Here is a 17,063-nt window from a genome sequence, read left to right on the forward strand (position 1 = left end):
CGGCCATTTTAACGATTTGATTGAGAGTGTCAAACACTTTCTACAATCTTTTTTCGTTACCCTTTTTGAGAAGGTTGTGACCTCTGACTCGTTGCGGCCGTTAGGCTGTGTGCTCCGTGTCAGTGAGGTCGCATTATAGAGATCAAGTTCACATTGGCAAGTACTTTTTCATAAAAAACTTAAAAACAAGTGTTAGGTGGCTAATTTGCATCCAAAGCTTCATTTATACCTATTTACACTCAACTTCCTCACAACTTATCCACAATAAAATTCAAAATAGATTAATTTCTCTCTATAAAAATAACTTTAAGCATTAGGGATTCGTTTCTTTAAGCTCTCAATTGCTCGATATACATTCTCTATTAGTGATTCTTCTTTGATTTTACTTATTCCGTCTTTTATAACTCGATGGCCATTAACCCAAACATGCTTAATGCTCACCGGCTCTCCGCACATAACCGGTGACATTAGCGTAGAGTGACTCCCAGAAAATCTAGCGGTATTCAAGTCATAACAAACTAAATCGGCCGCATACCCAACTTCAATTTTACCAACCAGGTCCAACCCGAGGAGTTTCGCGCCATCTTCGCTTCCCCATTTAAGTATCATTTCCAATTTGGTCGCATCAGCACCGTGCTGGCTACGATGCAGCAACCAAGTAAGATTTAATTCTTGTATCATAGAACCTGATTCGGATGATGCTGAGCCATCGACGCCAATACTTATCGGCATTCCTGCTTTATACATATCAATAACCGGTGCGATACCACTCCCCAACCGGCAATTTGATGTTGGACAATGCGCTATACCTGTTTTGGTACTGGCTAATTTTTTAATATCTTGTTGGTTTGCTTTAACAAGATGAGCAAACCACACGTCATCACCAAGCCAATGACAACTTTCTGCATACTCAACTGCGCTCATTGTATATTTCTGCTGTGCCTGTTGTTCATCAAATGAAACCTCTAATAAATGAGAGTGCATTTTTAATTGATGACTACGCGCATACTCAGCTAAAAGCTTAAGATCATTTTTAGTAGAGGAATGAATTAGTGATGTAGGTGCCACTACCAATTTTTGCATCGCGTTCCCCCCCGGTTGATGATACAGAGTCAAGGAGTTATCTAAACGATTAAAGGTTTGCTCTAATGTTTCCGTTTTTATTCCACTATTAAGCAAGCCTTTATGTGTCCCTTGAACGGTCGCCCCTCCTCGACACAATATCAACCGAATCCCCATATCTTTTGCCGCTTGCCAAACTGCTGCTTCTAATTCAGGTGACGTATTTGAATGATAAAGGTAATGGTGATCAGCGCATGTCGTGCAACCTGAACGTAATAATTCATAAAAGCCAAGACAAGCAGAGTGATACATGATTTCAGGAGTAATGTACGGCCAAAATCGATAAGGAACACTCGCAAGCCAATCTCCAAGTGATTGATTTAAACCTTCAGGGATACCTTTCAAGATAGATTGAGCGATATGATGGTGTGTATTCACCAGCCCCGGATAGATCACACAACCGGAAACATCAATCACCTCTTCAGATTCAGCAAGTAAGCCATAACCAATTTCTGTAATGATCCCGGCACTCACACGTATATCTTGTGGCGTAGCAGTTGAATCAACTTCCACACTTGATTGAAATATTGCCGCTGCATTTTTAATTAAATAATTCATTTCTACTCCTTATCGATGCAATGCATCACAACCGTTTACACCAAACGGTTTCCTGATAATGAGCAATGTTCTGGGATCTCCCTCACCGCTTCTACTCACCTTTTAACCATCAAGCAAATTACGCGCCAACACTAATTCCGTGCAATATTTCGCTTTCTAAGACCAATAAACGGCATTACCCCTTCATGGCGCACCATAAAAAGACACCACATAAAACCACGCACCATAACAATGCAACCTTACATGAATACAAAGAATACCGAGCTCAGGCCTAAACAATATTTATCAGACTTCCACCTATGTTAAGTAGATGTAAATTCTAATTAATTTAACTTTTTCACTTCAATGAAAAAATTTGGCACACCCTTTGCGTAGTATCTTACGAGTAAAAATCTCATACATGAGTAGAAGCGGTTAGATGTCAAAGCATCGGGACATTGCTCATCGATTGAATTTGAAGTGATTAAGTAATGGAGTACTAAATGAAACTTTCAATGAAACAATGGATGAAGCTAGCAATAACTGGTGCGCTATTCACCACTAGCACTCATAGTTTTGCCGCAGATAAAGTAACCTTTCAGCTCGACTGGTTACCTGGTGGTGATAAAGCCCCTATCTATGTTGGTATACAACAAGGCTATTTTAAAGATGCCGATATCGATGTCACTATAAGTTCTGGCCGTGGTTCAAATGATGCTCTAACCAAAATAGCGACGGGTAATGCGTATATTGGTGCGGCAGATATCGTGGCGTTACTCGCAGCAAAAGCCAATAGCGATGTTCCTATTAAAGCGGTCTATTCTGTTTTTAGCAAAGCGCCGTATGCCTTTTATGTACAAGAAGGCTCCGGCATTAATAGTGTGAAAGATATAACAGGAAAAACAGTCGTCACCTCCCCATTTACTTCCGAAAACATTTTCCTACCACTTCTGTTTAAGAAAAATAGCGTAGAAGAAAAAAGTGTCAAAGTATTAAAAGCCGATCCAGGCGCGTTAAATCCGATGCTAATTACAGGTAAAGCGGATGTCATGATCAGCTGGGTGACCGATCAAGCAGATAATGAAAGCCAAGCTGAATCGGTAGGTAAAAAATTGAAAGTCTTACCTTGGTATGATGCTGGGCTAGAGTTCTATTCTTCTTCTTTAGTAGCTAGTGACAAGTTTCTTGAGAATCGTCCAGATGTAGCAAAACGATTTGTTGCAGCTTATGCCAAATCAATTACTTACACATGGCAGCATCCAAAACAAAGTGCACAAGACATTCACAAAATGGTACCAGAAGTTGAAGTCAAAGATGCTGAAAACACAATAGAGGCGATTAAAGGATTGGTGTACAACGAAGTCAGCGACAAAAATGGCATCGGTACCTTTGAAGCGGCACGTTTAAAAACGACTTGGGTAGCGACGGCAGAAGCATTAAAAATTGACCCTAACAGCTTTGATCCTGAATCCGCCGTTAGCCATGACTTTATGCCAGGAGATAAATAATGCAGCCATTCGTTTCCTTTAAAAAAGTAGGCCACACTTATATAACCGACAAATCCTCCGTTAAGGTATTAGATAATGTTAGCTTTGATATAGATAAGCATGAATTTGTCTCAATTGTCGGCCCTTCAGGTTGTGGTAAATCAACATTGTTACGCCTGTTATCTGGTTTATTAAATTCCACCGAGGGTCAAGTAGAGATCTTTGGCCGCAAAGTACAAGAACCAAGAGAAGACATTGGGATCGTATTTCAAAAGCCCACATTATTGCCATGGAAAAATGTATTAGATAACGTTTTATTCCCGCTTAAACACAAATTTGGTCATATATCTGACAAGGAAAAAGGATTTGCCCAATCATTAATAGCCAAAGTTGGTCTATCTTATTTTGAACAAAGTCTTCCGGATGAATTATCAGGTGGAATGCAACAACGAGTTGGAATTGCCCGAGCGTTATTACTCGACCCAGATATTTTGATCATGGACGAACCATTTTCAGCACTCGATGCATTAACTCGTGAAGAAATGGGATTTGAGTTATTACGTTTATGGAACGATAGACCTAAAACCGTCCTCTTTATTACCCATTCCATTTCTGAAGCCGTCTTGTTGTCAGACAAAGTGCTCGTGATGGGTCCAAGACCAAGTACGGTTGTAGAAGAAATTAATATCGAATTACCACGACCTCGTACACTCGAAACCATTAAACATCCATTATTTGGTTTATATACGGGAAAAATTCGTGAGCACTTTTACAGCAAAGTTGATTCAACAGAAAATAAATCATCAAGTTCTAGCCCCGAAGACAAGGGTGACATTAGTACTAACAAATCGAATATCTCGCAGATCAGAACTGTTGCCTAGCTTAACTTTGTCAGATTAAGGATAAGGAAGTCCTATGAAAACCATGAAATCTTTTTTAAAAAGCAGCTTACCTATATTAACTATGCTGGCAATATTACCAATTTGGGAAATAGCTTGCCGTGTGTTTGCTATCCCATCATTTATTTTGCCATCTCCTTCGGCTATTTCGACTGCCTTTATGCATGTTTCGGCTGAGCGTTGGCTTGATAATTTATGGGCAACCTTACGTGTCGCATTATTTGGATTTGCCATTTCTTTAACGATCAGTATCCCACTAGCAATTATCATGGTGAGTTCTAAGTTTATGACCAAAGCTATTTTCCCTTTGCTGGTCATTATCCAATCAACACCCGTGGTTGCCATTGCACCATTATTAATTGTTATTTTGGGAACAGGAGATGCCCCAAGATTAGCGATTACTTGTTTGATCACCTTTTTCCCACTGGTGGTTTCTGCCACTACAGGAATGCTAACAACACCGCCTGAATTAATTGAACTATCAAAATCACTCAACGTATCCACTAGTCGAACCATTTGGCAAATTCGCCTACCGTATGCTATTCCACATATTTTCAGTGGTATTAAAGTGGCGATTACGTTATCGGTGATTGGGGCAGTGATTTCTGAATTTGTGGCGGCAGAAAAAGGTTTAGGTTATTTCGTTCAGTTTTCAACATCTTATTTTAAGATCCCACAAGCTTTTGCAGCTCTAGTTTTTTTATCCGCCGTTAGCATGTTGTTATTTAAGTCGGTTCAATGGATTCAAAAAGGCTTTTTTTCTTGGAGCCTGCCAAAAGACGAAGGATATTAATCATGAAAGATAACCTTATTAGTCAAGGATCAGATAAGCATTTTACTGAGTTACGTTACAGCTTTAAAATTGCAGAACATGCCAAGCTTCAAGGTATTCATCCATTTTCAGCTGTGCTTGTTAGCCCAGAAGGTGAAATCATAATGGAAGAAATTAACGGTTACTTACCTGATTTTGATATGACTGGTCATGCAGAGCGCTTGATCATGACCCGAGCCAGTAAAGCCTACCGCCCTAACTACTTAAACCAATGCACACTTTATGTCTCTGCAGAGCCTTGTGCAATGTGCTCAGGGGCAATTTACTGGGCAGGAGTGGGTACGGTAGTTTATGGACTCAGCGAGGCCAAGTTAAAAAAATTAACGGGTAATCATCCCGAAAATCCAACGCTCAATTTACCTTGCCGTAGCGTATTTCAAGCAGGGCAAAGAGAAACGATAGTCATTGGCCCTTTGCTTGAAGAAGAAGCTCAAGCAATTCACGAAGGTGTATGGCAATAAGCAATTGGACTAAAGATATCCCTATAAACAAGACATATTTTAGGAGTAGAAGCGGTCTGTATTAATTGGGTCATATCCCATTAATGCTGGGCATTGCTCCAATAACAAAACCTACGTTGATGACAGCAAGGTTTAACCATTGGAGAAACACAAATGACAAATACAGCTTATCAATTAGATGAATTAAAGTTTGAATCTACTCTTGGAGAGCGAGGAATTGAATCCGACTCGACCACCATTCCAATTATTGATTTTACTGATTTTGAACAACGCAGAGATGAAATCACCGAAGCACTGTGGCAAGCCGCAACGCAAGTGGGTTTCTTTCAAATTAAAAATCATTCGATCAGCTTACAACGAATTCAGCAAGCATTTGGGTTAAGTGAAAAGTTTTTTGCTTTGCCTGCATCGCAAAAAAGTGTATTGCCTTTAAAACAAGGTTTAAACGCAGGTTGGGAATTTAAAGCGCAAGTTCGCCCATCAACAGGAACCGCTGATCAAAAAGAATCTTATCAAGTTACCTTGCCGCACATGCAAGATTTATGGCCAAGCGAGAAGCAAGTTCCCCAGTTTAAGACTCATATATTGGAATTTGAGCATGAAGCCTGGAAATTAGGGATGGATATCCTGTCTTGCTTTGCTGATAAACTCGGCTTTGATCACGATTTTTTTGCTAAAGTACATCAACGCCAATCCGCGCACTACCAAAGCACTCTGCGTATGTTGCATTACTTACCAATGGATATCGTTCCGCAAGATCAGAATCATTGGCGGGCAGGTGCCCATACTGATTTTGATTGTTTAACAATGGTTTTTCAGCAACAAGGGCAAGGTGGTTTGCAAGTTGCGGCAGGCAAAGATTCTCAGCAACAACAAACTTGGAGTAATGTGATCCCACAAACGGAAATCATCACTTGCAACATTGGTGATATGCTAATGCGCTGGAGCGATGATCAGCTAAAATCAACACTACACCGAGTTCGTATGCCATATTCACATGAACCACAAGGTTCTCGTTATAGCATGGCTTTTTTCTGTCAAGCTAATAAAGATGTGATAATCCAAGGAGCACAGAAAAAATATCCACCGATCACCGCCGCGGATTACTTAAAAATGCGTATCAATGCTAACTTCGCTAAATAACGCTCATGCAATTACATAATGAATAAAAAAAAGAGCCTCCATTGATTGGGAGGCTCTTTGTTTTTGATTAAAACCTGATGAGTGAAACCTTATTGCTTGGCCACAATACGATCGTCTTCCACACTTAAGCTTACTGTTTTACCCGGGATTAACTCTCCAGATAAAATCGATTTTGCCAGTGGGTTCTCCACCATTTGTTGGATTGCTCGTTTCAGTGGCCGCGCACCATAAACCGGATCAAAGCCTACTTGTGCAATCAATGCTAAGGCATCTTCGCCCACTTCTAAATGATATTCTTTATCCGCCATACGTTGACTTAAACGTTGCAATTGAATCGATGCGATCGATTTAATCTGCGCTTGGCCTAACGGATGGAACACCACACTTTCATCAACGCGGTTCAAAAACTCAGGGCGGAAATGTTGCATTACCACTTCCATGACATCGGCTTTCATCGATTCATAATCCGATGTAGCAGCTTTCGCTTGAATTCGATCCGAGCCCAAGTTTGAAGTCATGATCACTACCGTATTTTTAAAATCGACTGTTCGCCCTTGGCCATCGGTTAAACGACCATCATCTAATACTTGTAATAAAATATTGAATACATCCGGATGCGCTTTTTCAACTTCATCCAGTAAAATCACAGAGTAAGGTTTGCGGCGTACCGCTTCAGTCAAATAACCACCTTCCTCGTAACCCACATATCCCGGAGGTGCGCCAACTAAACGTGATACGGAATGTTTTTCCATAAACTCAGACATATCAATCCGAACCATGGCATCTTCGGTATCAAACATAAAGTTCGCTAATGTTTTACAAAGCTCGGTTTTCCCAACACCTGTTGGCCCTAAAAATAAGAACGAACCAATCGGTTTATTCGGATCAGACAAGCCAGCACGGCTACGACGAATCGCATTAGAAACCACTTCTACCGCTTCTTTTTGTCCAATCACACGTTCATGTAACACCGTTTCCATCGACAACAATTTAGCTTTTTCCGCTTCCAGCATCTTCGACACAGGAATACCGGTTTGCTTAGAAAGCACTTCTGCAATTTCAGCATCAGTTACACGATTCTTCAGCAATGTCATTTCAATCATTTCGACTTGCGATGCAGCCTCTAATTGCTTTTCTAATTCTGGGATTTTGCCATATTGCAGTTCAGACATACGTTGCAGATCACCAGCACGACGCGCCACATCCATATCTAAACGTGCTTGTTCCAATTCTGTTTTAATATGCTGCGTACCAGAAAGTGCGGCCTTTTCAGTTTTCCACACTTCTTCTAATTCTGAATATTCACGCTCTTTTTCTTCCAACTCTTGATTTAGTATCTCTAAGCGTTTGGTACTAGCGTGGTCATCTTCATTCAGCAATGCTTGCTGTTCTATTTTCAGTTGGATAATACGACGATCTAAGCGATCCATAGATTCAGGCTTTGAATCTATTTGGATACGAATACTTGATGCTGCTTCATCAATTAAATCGATCGCCTTATCTGGCAATTGACGATCCGAAACATAACGATGCGATAGCGTTGCAGCTGCCACAATCGCCGGATCAGTAATTTCGACATGGTGATGTAATTCATAACGTTCTTTCAAACCACGTAAGATCGCAATGGTATCTTCCACACTTGGCTCATCCACCAGCACTTTTTGAAAGCGTCTTTCCAATGCAGGATCTTTTTCAACATATTGTCGATATTCATCCAAGGTTGTCGCGCCAACGCAATGCAACTCACCACGAGCCAAAGCAGGTTTGAGCATGTTGCCCGCATCCATTGAACCTTCGCCTTTCCCAGCGCCGACCATGGTATGTAGTTCATCGATAAACAAAATTACATTGCCATCTTCTTGCGACAATTCATTCAATACCGCTTTTAAGCGCTCTTCAAATTCACCACGATATTTTGCACCTGCAATTAATGCGCCCATATCCAATGATAAAACGCGGCGGCCACGTAAACCTTCTGGCACTTCATTGTTCACAATACGTAATGCAAGGCCTTCAACAATCGCAGTTTTACCCACGCCCGGCTGGCCAATCAAGACTGGATTATTTTTGGTTCGACGCTGTAATACTTGAATGGTGCGACGAATTTCATCATCACGACCAATAACAGGATCAAGCTTGCCTTGCTCTGCACGCTCGGTGAGATCAATCGTATATTTTTCTAATGCTTGACGTTTTTCTTCTGCATTTGGATCATCCACATTTTGACCACCACGAATTTCATCAATCGCTTTGGTGACATTCTCTTTATTTAGGCCAAATTCTTTAAATAATTGACCTAGCGGACCTTTATCTTCCACCGCAGCAAGTAGGAATAGCTCAGCAGAAATATACGTATCTTTGCGCTTTTGCGCATATTGATCACATAAATTCAATAAATTGGCTAATGGCTTAGATAGTTGAACATCACCCGCCGTACCCGTAACTTTAGGTAATTTATCTAACGCCTGACTTAATTTCGAACGCCATTGCGTTGCATCAACCCTCAGCATAGTAAACAGCGGGCGAATCGCGCTGCTGTCTTGATCAAGTAATGCCTGCATCAAATGCACAGGTTCAATCAATTGGTTATCACGACCCAGAGCAAGCGACTGAGCATCAGAAATGGCAAGTTGAAATTTACTGGTGAATTTATCAAAACGCATAATAAGCCTCCGACTCGATAAAAATATCCCAAAAGGAATACATCAAAAAGACGTGTAAAAGAGATACATTAGTTATGGTTTATAAATGGATGCAAAGAGGGGTTATTTCAAGTATTCGGAAAGATTATTGTCTCAAAAGTATTATTCAATCCAAATGAAGGTAGCTTGTCTTCCTGTCACTCCATCACGACGGTAGGAATAAAAAAGCTCAGATTCAGAGAAGGTACAATGATGATTGCTAAAGACCTGCGTAACACCTAAGTGATTTAAGCGTTGAGTTGCCAACAAATTCATATTAGCTAACCATTTATTTTCAACATCTGATTTTATTGAAAATGCTTGGATCGCTTGCGGATCAAATGCAATAAAAGCGTCAAGTACGTCTTGGCCGACTTCAAATGCCGAAGCACCAATCGCAGGACCAAGCCAGGCCATTACGTTTTCAGGCTGATCAAACTTTTGCAGTGCTTGTTCAATAATACCGTCGGCTAAGCCGCGCCAACCTGCATGCACAGCCGCTACTTGCGTGCCTTCAATATTAGTCAGTAATACCGGGAGGCAATCGGCAGTCATCACGCCACAAACAACATTGTTTACATCAGTGACACAACCATCGGCATCAATCACGGTTGAGCTTGCTTCAGTCAGTTTAACAACATGAGTCGAATGAGTCTGATTTAACCACACAGGATTACTTGGCATCTGGCAATTCTGTGTGATCAATTCGCGATTCAAAGTAACAATAGAAGCATCGTCCCCAACATGCGTACCAAGATTCAATCCTTGATATACACCTTTTGATTCACCACCTAAACGCGTAGAGCTAAACGCTTTAACATGTTTAGGAGCAGGCCATTCAGGAACAATTGATTTCATTCCTACAAAGGACCTTCTTCTTTATTGTCTTTTGCATCTTGACGCAATGCTTCTGCCATAATGATCATGTCATCTGGCACTGGGGCATGAAACTTCATCTCTTCACCACTGACAGGGTGAAGAAATTTCAGCATCACCGCATGAAGCGCTTGACGATCAAAGCTTCGGATCATATTCGTCAACTCAGCAGATGCACCACGTGGAATTCGCGCTCGACCACCATAGGCAATGTCACCTAATAATGGATGCTGAATATAAGACATGTGAACACGAATTTGGTGAGTACGACCGGTTTCAAGGCGTAAACGAATACGAGTATGCTCACGAAAATGCTCAGCTACGCGATAATGTGTCACCGCATCTTTGCCCATTTCATTGACAGCCATCAACGTACGTTTATTAGTATGACGACCAATCGGCTTTTCAATTCGACCACCAGCTGTCATCGTTCCAATAATAATCGCTTCATATTCACGAGTTATTTTTCGTTTTTGCAAAGCACGAACCAAACGAGTTTGCGCGGGGAGTGTTTTCGCCACTACCATCAAACCTGTGGTGTCTTTATCTAAACGGTGAACAATCCCCGCTCGAGGCACTTTTGCGATATCCGGATAATGATGCAATAACGCATTCAAGACGGTGCCATCTGGAGTACCTGCACCTGGATGAACAACAAAATCACGAGGTTTATTGATCACCAAAATATCGTCATCTTCATAAACAATATTTAAAGGAATATCTTGCGCCACCCAACGTTCTTCATCTTCAAGTTCAGCTTGAAGAGTCAGCTCCTCACCGCCCATCATTCGAACTCGAGGTTTGGTTACCACTTCCCCATTGACTTGAACTTTGCCGTCAAGCAACCATTCTTTCAATCTAGAGCGTGAGAAATCCGTAAACAATTCAGCCATCGCTTGATCTAAGCGTTGCCCTAGTTGCGAGTCTTTTACTGTATCTGTGCGTATTATCTGCTGGGTCATATCGAACTTTTTAAAAAACCATGGGACTAATACCCATCATTATGGATAAAATAGAGTTATTCATCATTGTATCTGTTAAGTTGTCAGAAGTAACGGACGCAACAATATTTAATTTCAAGATTTAATCTCAAGGAATTCACTTCTCACAATGAAACGCCAATATATTATAGGTCTAATGACCATTATTTTACTTGCAGGATGCGCCGATAATAAAGATGCAGTACCTGATATCCCACCTTCTGATTTGTATTCTCAAGCTCAAAAAGAATTACAATCTGGTAACTGGACTGAATCAATCAAAAAATTAGAGGCTTTAGACTCTCGCTACCCTTTCGGCCCTTATTCTGATCAAGTTCAACTGGATCTTATCTTTGCCTATTACAAGAATGGCGATTATCCACTGACTTCAGCCACCATTGCTAGATTTATCCGTCTGAATCCAGGACATGAACGTTCTGATTGGGTGCTGTATATGAGCGGTCTAACCAATATGGCGCAAGACTCTAATTTCATGCACACACTATTTAATATTGATCGCTCAGACCGAGATCCAGAACCTGTAAAAGCAGCGTTTGTTGATTTTAAGCGCCTACTTGAACGTTATCCTGATAGCCTTTACGCGGCTGATGCGCGTATGCGTTTACTATCGCTGAAAAATCGATTAGCAGAATATGACTTAGCGTCGGCTGATTTCTACTTGCGCAGAGAAGCCTATATTGCCGCGATTAACCGTTGCCAAGAAATTCAAAAAACCTATCCAGATACCGAAGCTGCCCATAAGTCGTTAGAAATCCAGTTGAAAGCGTATAAAGCAATCAACCTTGACGATGGGGTGAAAAAAACTGAAGAATTAATTGCTTTAAATAAAGAAAAATAATACAGATTAGAGCTTTGAATCTTTGAGACCAAAAAAGCAGCTTCGGCTGTTTTTTTCTTTTTGAAGAGTATTGATTCAGAAATAAGAGGGGAATAAATCAAAACATGATCACTGCAAAAAATGGCTATTAAATCAAAGACAAAACCACGCCCTAAAAATATAAATCTCTAGTAACCATTCAGTCAAATCTACCCCTTTATAGATAAAATACAAATCTTTTCATCCTCTTTTCTTAACAAGTTTTGTTCAGGATCACATTTAGCTATTTGCTATAAAAACACTCGAAAAAAGGCGATCGAAATCACATTATTATTTAATCCAAAAGGTAATCTGAACCTAACGAATTAAGTCACAAAAGGAAAAGCCTATGAAAGTAAGTATTATTGGTAAAAATATCGACATCACTTCTTCTATTCGTGAGCACATTGAGGCTAAATTTAAAAAACTAGAAAAATGGCAAGTCGATTTAATTAGCTGCCAAGCTAACATTAGCACCGAACCTGCTAATCAGAAAAAAATCGAAGCAACAGTAACAGTCCCTAAAGGTCAATTGGTCGCCTCAGCAATGGATGAGGATCTTTATAAAGCCATTAACGAAGTAGAACAAAAACTAGAGCGACAACTGAATAAACTCAGCCATAAACCAGAAGCAAAGCGCAATAAAGTGCTTAATGACGAATTAGAACTATTAGAAGAGACAGAAGCGTAATTTTAGCTTAATCGCAGCAAACTATATTTAGCGCCTAATTGGGCGCTATTTTTTTGCTTGACGATTTTGTATCGCTTGCCTTATGGTGTAAGTTCTATATATCAATAAGTACCTTAAATGCATTCACATAATCTGTTCTTTTTTGGCTTCTTTTTTACCTCTTAACTGATGGGCTGATGTCGTTTTGAAAAAAGAAACCAAAAACGGACAGAAAGCCTCCCAACTGGGGGGCTTTTTTATAGGAAAAAATTATGACACAAGCGAAATATTCTTTAGACCAAATTAGACTTCGACTAAATGAACTTGATGATCAACTCCTCAATATTCTTTCAGAACGTCGCTCATTAAGTATTGAAGTCGCCAAAAGTAAAGTAGAAACTTCCAAACCTGTTCGTGATGCTAAACGTGAACAAGAGCTACTTGTTAAGCTCATTAATAACGGCAAAAATAAATATCAGCTTGATGCCAACTACATCACTAAGTTATTCCACACCATCATTGAAGACTCGGTGCTACTGCAACAAACCTATTTGCAAAACCTTGCTAATCCAGAAAATAGTCGTCAACCATCGATTCGAGTCGCATTTCTAGGATCTAAAGGCTCTTACTCTCACCTTGCAAGCCTTGAATATTTTAGCCGAAAGAATAATAAACTCATCGAACACAACTGTAATAACTTCAAAGACGTCGCTACAACGGTTGAAAGTGGACACGCTAGCTTTGGCGTATTGCCAATTGAAAATACCAGTTCAGGTTCGATTAACGAAGTCTATGACTTATTGCAACACACCACATTATACATTGTGGGTGAATTAACCCTTCCGATTGAGCACTGCTTATTAGCTCAAGAGAATATCCGATTAGAGGATATCAAAACCTTATATTCTCATCCGCAACCACACCAACAATGCAGTGAATTTTTAAGCCACCTTGATGGCGTTACATTAGAATCTTGTGCTAGCACTGCCGATGCAATGAAAAAGGTGAAAGAACTCAATCGTAATGATGTTGCTGCAATCGGTAACGCAAGTAGTGGCAAGCTTTACGGCTTGCAAAACATCCAAGAAAATATCGCCAATCAGACAGAAAATCACACACGCTTTATTGTGGTTGCTCGAAAGCCGGTCGAAGTTTCAACACAAATCCCAGCCAAGACAACCATAATAATGTCAACGTCACATGAAGCGGGTGCTTTGGTTCAAACACTATTGGTTTTACAGCGTTATGGCATTAATATGACGAAGCTTGAATCCCGACCAATTATGGGTAATCCATGGGAAGAAATGTTCTACGTCGACCTAGAAGCACATTTAGACTCAGAGAAAATGCAGCAAGCTTTAGAAGAACTCACTAAAATAACTCGCCATTTAAAAGTACTCGGTTGTTATCCGATCGAGAATGTAAAACCAACGTCCGTAAAATTGAGTTAAATCCATGATAGAAAATGCCAATATGAAAGTGATTATAGCCTCACTTAACCCAGCAAAAATTAAAGCGGTAGAAAGTGCGTTTACAGATAGTTTTCCAAACCAAAGCTTTAGTTTTAAAGGCGTTTCGGTTGAGAGTGGCGTTCCCGATCAACCAATGAATGATAAAGAAACCAAACAAGGTGCATTAAATCGAGTTAAAAATGCCAAGCTTGCGATTGATGATGGTGATTTTTATGTCGGATTGGAGGCTGGAATTGAAGGCAATTTCACTTTTGCTTGGATGATAATTGAGGGTAATCTACCTGAAAATAAGCGTGGAGAATCACGCTCTGCATGCTTAATGTTACCGCCAGAAGTGCTTGCCAAAGTTGAGCAAGGAAAAGAGCTTGGGGATGTGATGGATGAAGTATTTGCTACTGAAAACATCAAACAAAAAGGAGGCGCAATAGGCCTTCTGACTCATCATCAATTAACTCGAAGCTCCGTTTACCATCAAGCATTAGTTTTGGCGCTGATCCCATTTGTAAACCCTAGTCACTTTTAAACTTATCCAGGCTAAGGCGGGGTTTAGCAATAAAACTTATCGCTTATCTTGCGCAGCAGTCTGCAACAATTGTTGTAGCTGCTGTTTTTTTTCAGGACTAGTGTGCTTTAACTCGGTAGAGCCACGTGTAATGGTCGCAATTCCAACCTTTAGCATTTGACTAATTTGACGCTGAGATCGTTCTCCTTTCATTAACTCATGCAAAATATTCATACGCGAAAGTAATGCCTCTCGCTCATCAAACGTCAATAATGCCGACAATAAAAAATCCAATTGATCTTTTTGAGTCGCTAACTCTAAAGCCGTTAATACATCTTGCCAACCTTCAAATTCAGGTTTGTTTTGGCTGTCATTATTTTCAGCATCATTCGATGATTGCATGATTAATATTTTTCCTTAATCTCATTTGACGTTAAAAAAGTGCCGTCTTGACCAAGTAAATTACGATAATAGGTTTCAAACATCAAAATATTCTGCACATAACCACGAGTTTCGTTAAAAGGAATCGCTTCAATAAAGGAATAAGCATCCACTTTTTCGGCCGTACGAGATCGCCACTGTTTCACTCGGCTTGGGCCTGCATTATAAGCTGCGAAAGCAAAAATCCTATTATTATCATAGTCTTTTAATAAATCACCCAGATAGGCACTTCCAATTTCAATATTCTTTTCAACTTTATATAAATCATCAGCATTCTCATAATCTAGCTTATGAACATCAGCCACATGTTGCGCTGTCGTTGGCATTATTTGCATCAAACCACGAGCACCAACGGGCGAATTGGCTTCAATATCAAGAGCGCTTTCTTGTCGTGCTAATGAGATTAACGTAATCATTGGTACTTCATTTTGTTTCGAGAAATGCTCAAACCACCCACGGTGTGTAATCGGAAAACGCAAGCTGGTATAACTCCACATTTGGGCTTCAATAGTCGCAACCACGGTAAAGTTGTACCAATGTTTTTGGGCTGAATATTCCACTAAAGCCAATTTTTGATTTTGAGTGCTATGCCATAATAACCATCGCCATTCTCGCTTAGCCGCATTGATTTTATCAACATCAATCATCTCTTCAATGCGGTCTAATGCGGCTTGTTTATCAGAAATATCAGCCTGTTTACCGGTTAGAATTTGGCTTTCATAACGAATAGGCTCACCTAATAAATTCGCGGCGGCTACACTATAAAAATCACGCTGACCTAGGATTTTCTTCAACCGCTGTTTCGCTTGTTTATCTTTACCTTGCGCAAACTCGACACGCCCTAACCAATACTGCCAACGAGTGCTATTTTGCATGGCTTTAGGTAATCGTTTAATCCACACATCCACGGCTTGCCAATCATTAAACTGTACCGCCAATCTTGCTCGACGCTCCATTAGCGCGACAGAGCCACCTTGTTTAATTTTTGTATCACGCCACTTCGCCAGCTGGTCAGAATCAGTATTGGTCAACCACGAGCTAGCGTAGTTAGCCAAATTAGTTTGTATTGCTTGAGGTACTTTCTGTGCCGACATCACTTGATTAAACACACTTACCGCTTGCTTGGTATCTTTACGAATAAGTTGCTTAAACGCCAATTCCGTTAACGTTTGATTGAATTGATTTACTGGATTTGATTGGCTAAACGCTACAACGCCTTCAGGTTTTTTATACAGACTTTGTAATGTTTCTGATTGAGATCGAGCCAAATCTGTCGCAAGCATATTATCCAAATAACCAAATAATCGGGTATTATTGGCTTTAAACATCAATAGCATACGCTGCAAAATCATATCATCGCTGCGATAACCAGCTTTTGTCCACTCCTGAAATAAATCATCGCAGGTTGAAGATACACTTCCTCCCGTTAACCATAAATTTTCAGCGCCTTTGTAGGCACTGGCTTTATCACCCGTTTCTAATTTAGCCGTATAATAATAACAACGGTATTTTTGATCGTGAGGTTCTTCTGTTTGATACTTTAATAATACCGACCAGTTCTCATTTTTCGCCAAACCATCAAGATAAGCGGCCTTAATGCTGCTAGAGAACGGAAAATCTTTATATTTCAATGTAAAATCATCAACCTGCTTTGGTGTTTGTAAGCCTATATCCACTAAATAAGCACGATAATCTACATAAGGCGTTAAAGGGTAACTGGCAATTTTAGGACGTAGTTTAAGGTAGGACTCAACATCTTTTTGATCTAGAAGATCTTGAGCTTGTTCATAAAGCACTCGCTGTTGCTCTAAAGGGCTTAATACCGTCCCTTTCTTATCGTTAGCTTGATCATTGAGTAAAGGCATCGTTTTTGAAATATTACTCGCCATCCCGGGCATAGCGAATAAAAGTGAGCTAAAAAGTACGCTACTGAACGTACAGAGTAAATTCAAGGTTATCTTGTTTGAATGCGACATGAATGCAGAAATTCCCTTATAAATGTTATTGAATAATCAAAACCAAGCTTAATGATAATCATACCTATGTTTATCATCCTTAGTGTGAATCTTATGTGAGAAAGAGT

At 40.1% G+C, this 17,063-nt stretch carries 15 protein-coding genes and 1 other annotated feature; of the genes, 9 read left to right on the plus strand and 6 right to left on the minus strand.

The window, feature by feature from the left end; genetic code table 11:
* Window positions 1-306 precede the first annotated feature (306 nt).
* Window positions 307-1,680 (minus strand): amidohydrolase family protein, encoded by a 1,374-nt coding sequence (locus HC725_RS12965; RefSeq protein ID WP_190332246.1) that lies wholly within the window; start codon window positions 1,678-1,680, stop codon window positions 307-309.
* Window positions 1,681-2,162: 482 nt separating this feature from the next.
* Between HC725_RS12965 and HC725_RS12970 the strand changes: the two genes are divergently transcribed.
* The 5 genes from HC725_RS12970 (at window position 2,163) to HC725_RS12990 (ending at window position 6,481) form a co-directional block, all read left to right on the plus strand.
* Entirely contained in the window at window positions 2,163-3,167 is a 1,005-nt protein-coding gene (locus HC725_RS12970; RefSeq protein ID WP_190332247.1) for an ABC transporter substrate-binding protein, read from the plus strand.
* A complete protein-coding gene (locus tag HC725_RS12975) occupies window positions 3,167-4,027 on the plus strand; it encodes an ABC transporter ATP-binding protein (protein WP_190332248.1) in 861 nt (286 codons plus the stop codon). Before HC725_RS12970 ends, HC725_RS12975 begins: the two co-directional genes overlap by 1 nt.
* Before the next feature lie 34 nt (window positions 4,028-4,061).
* Complete coding sequence (locus HC725_RS12980) at window positions 4,062-4,838, plus strand: ABC transporter permease (RefSeq protein WP_238928503.1); 777 nt, start codon at window positions 4,062-4,064, stop codon at window positions 4,836-4,838.
* 2 nt (window positions 4,839-4,840) lie between these two features.
* Window positions 4,841-5,338, plus strand: a complete 498-nt coding sequence (locus tag HC725_RS12985; protein ID WP_190332249.1) for a nucleoside deaminase — start codon at window positions 4,841-4,843, stop codon at window positions 5,336-5,338.
* Between the two features lie 153 nt (window positions 5,339-5,491).
* Complete coding sequence (locus HC725_RS12990; RefSeq protein ID WP_190332250.1) at window positions 5,492-6,481, plus strand: isopenicillin N synthase family dioxygenase; 990 nt, start codon at window positions 5,492-5,494, stop codon at window positions 6,479-6,481.
* A gap of 89 nt (window positions 6,482-6,570) precedes the next feature.
* Here the strand turns inward: HC725_RS12990 and clpB are convergent, their stop codons facing one another.
* The 3 genes from clpB to rluD form a co-directional block, all read right to left on the minus strand.
* Window positions 6,571-9,144 (minus strand): ATP-dependent chaperone ClpB, encoded by a 2,574-nt coding sequence (gene clpB / locus HC725_RS12995; protein WP_190332251.1) that lies wholly within the window; start codon window positions 9,142-9,144, stop codon window positions 6,571-6,573.
* 141 nt (window positions 9,145-9,285) lie between these two features.
* Window positions 9,286-10,020, minus strand: a complete 735-nt coding sequence (pgeF, locus tag HC725_RS13000) for a peptidoglycan editing factor PgeF (protein ID WP_190332252.1) — start codon at window positions 10,018-10,020, stop codon at window positions 9,286-9,288.
* Between the two features lie 2 nt (window positions 10,021-10,022).
* A complete protein-coding gene (gene rluD / locus HC725_RS13005) occupies window positions 10,023-11,000 on the minus strand; it encodes a 23S rRNA pseudouridine(1911/1915/1917) synthase RluD (RefSeq protein WP_190332253.1) in 978 nt (325 codons plus the stop codon).
* A gap of 148 nt (window positions 11,001-11,148) precedes the next feature.
* Here rluD and bamD point away from each other — a divergent pair, with 148 nt between their 5' ends.
* The 4 genes from bamD to yjjX all read left to right on the plus strand — a co-directional run bounded on the left by bamD (window position 11,149) and on the right by yjjX (window position 14,560).
* Window positions 11,149-11,877, plus strand: a complete 729-nt coding sequence (bamD, locus tag HC725_RS13010) for an outer membrane protein assembly factor BamD (RefSeq protein WP_190332254.1) — start codon at window positions 11,149-11,151, stop codon at window positions 11,875-11,877.
* Window positions 11,878-12,244: 367 nt separating this feature from the next.
* Window positions 12,245-12,586 (plus strand): ribosome hibernation-promoting factor, HPF/YfiA family, encoded by a 342-nt coding sequence (hpf, locus tag HC725_RS13015; RefSeq protein ID WP_190332255.1) that lies wholly within the window; start codon window positions 12,245-12,247, stop codon window positions 12,584-12,586.
* Between the two features lie 119 nt (window positions 12,587-12,705).
* Window positions 12,706-12,827: a sequence feature (Phe leader region), on the plus strand.
* Window positions 12,828-12,837: 10 nt separating this feature from the next.
* Window positions 12,838-14,016 (plus strand): prephenate dehydratase, encoded by a 1,179-nt coding sequence (gene pheA / locus HC725_RS13020; protein ID WP_190332256.1) that lies wholly within the window; start codon window positions 12,838-12,840, stop codon window positions 14,014-14,016.
* Window positions 14,017-14,038: 22 nt separating this feature from the next.
* A complete protein-coding gene (gene yjjX / locus HC725_RS13025; protein ID WP_190332257.1) occupies window positions 14,039-14,560 on the plus strand; it encodes an inosine/xanthosine triphosphatase in 522 nt (173 codons plus the stop codon).
* 36 nt (window positions 14,561-14,596) lie between these two features.
* On the opposite strand, the gene trpR is transcribed toward yjjX, so the two are convergent.
* Together trpR and HC725_RS13035 are read right to left on the minus strand one after the other, a co-directional pair.
* Window positions 14,597-14,941 (minus strand): trp operon repressor, encoded by a 345-nt coding sequence (gene trpR, locus HC725_RS13030; protein ID WP_190332258.1) that lies wholly within the window; start codon window positions 14,939-14,941, stop codon window positions 14,597-14,599.
* A gap of 2 nt (window positions 14,942-14,943) precedes the next feature.
* On the minus strand, window positions 14,944-16,956 hold the full coding sequence (locus HC725_RS13035; RefSeq protein WP_190332259.1) for a transglycosylase SLT domain-containing protein: 2,013 nt from the start codon (window positions 16,954-16,956) through the stop codon (window positions 14,944-14,946).
* Window positions 16,957-17,063 lie beyond the last annotated feature (107 nt).

Source organism: Vibrio sp. S17_S38, assembly GCF_014694375.1.
In the GTDB taxonomy this organism is placed as follows: domain Bacteria; phylum Pseudomonadota; class Gammaproteobacteria; order Enterobacterales; family Vibrionaceae; genus Vibrio.

What these genes read in the sequence shown, in the direction of transcription:
- HC725_RS12965 (WP_190332246.1), bottom strand. Translation starts at nt 1,680, where the DNA reads ATGAATTATTTAATTAAAAATGCAGCGGCAATATTTCAATCAAGTGTG.
- HC725_RS12970 (WP_190332247.1), top strand. Translation starts at nt 2,163, where the DNA reads ATGAAACTTTCAATGAAACAATGGATGAAGCTAGCAATAACTGGTGCG.
- HC725_RS12975 (WP_190332248.1), top strand. Translation starts at nt 3,167, where the DNA reads ATGCAGCCATTCGTTTCCTTTAAAAAAGTAGGCCACACTTATATAACC.
- HC725_RS12980 (WP_238928503.1), top strand. Translation starts at nt 4,062, where the DNA reads ATGAAAACCATGAAATCTTTTTTAAAAAGCAGCTTACCTATATTAACT.
- HC725_RS12985 (WP_190332249.1), top strand. Translation starts at nt 4,841, where the DNA reads ATGAAAGATAACCTTATTAGTCAAGGATCAGATAAGCATTTTACTGAG.
- HC725_RS12990 (WP_190332250.1), top strand. Translation starts at nt 5,492, where the DNA reads ATGACAAATACAGCTTATCAATTAGATGAATTAAAGTTTGAATCTACT.
- clpB (WP_190332251.1), bottom strand. Translation starts at nt 9,144, where the DNA reads ATGCGTTTTGATAAATTCACCAGTAAATTTCAACTTGCCATTTCTGAT.
- pgeF (WP_190332252.1), bottom strand. Translation starts at nt 10,020, where the DNA reads ATGAAATCAATTGTTCCTGAATGGCCTGCTCCTAAACATGTTAAAGCG.
- rluD (WP_190332253.1), bottom strand. Translation starts at nt 11,000, where the DNA reads ATGACCCAGCAGATAATACGCACAGATACAGTAAAAGACTCGCAACTA.
- bamD (WP_190332254.1), top strand. Translation starts at nt 11,149, where the DNA reads ATGAAACGCCAATATATTATAGGTCTAATGACCATTATTTTACTTGCA.
- hpf (WP_190332255.1), top strand. Translation starts at nt 12,245, where the DNA reads ATGAAAGTAAGTATTATTGGTAAAAATATCGACATCACTTCTTCTATT.
- pheA (WP_190332256.1), top strand. Translation starts at nt 12,838, where the DNA reads ATGACACAAGCGAAATATTCTTTAGACCAAATTAGACTTCGACTAAAT.
- yjjX (WP_190332257.1), top strand. Translation starts at nt 14,039, where the DNA reads ATGAAAGTGATTATAGCCTCACTTAACCCAGCAAAAATTAAAGCGGTA.
- trpR (WP_190332258.1), bottom strand. Translation starts at nt 14,941, where the DNA reads ATGCAATCATCGAATGATGCTGAAAATAATGACAGCCAAAACAAACCT.
- HC725_RS13035 (WP_190332259.1), bottom strand. Translation starts at nt 16,956, where the DNA reads ATGTCGCATTCAAACAAGATAACCTTGAATTTACTCTGTACGTTCAGT.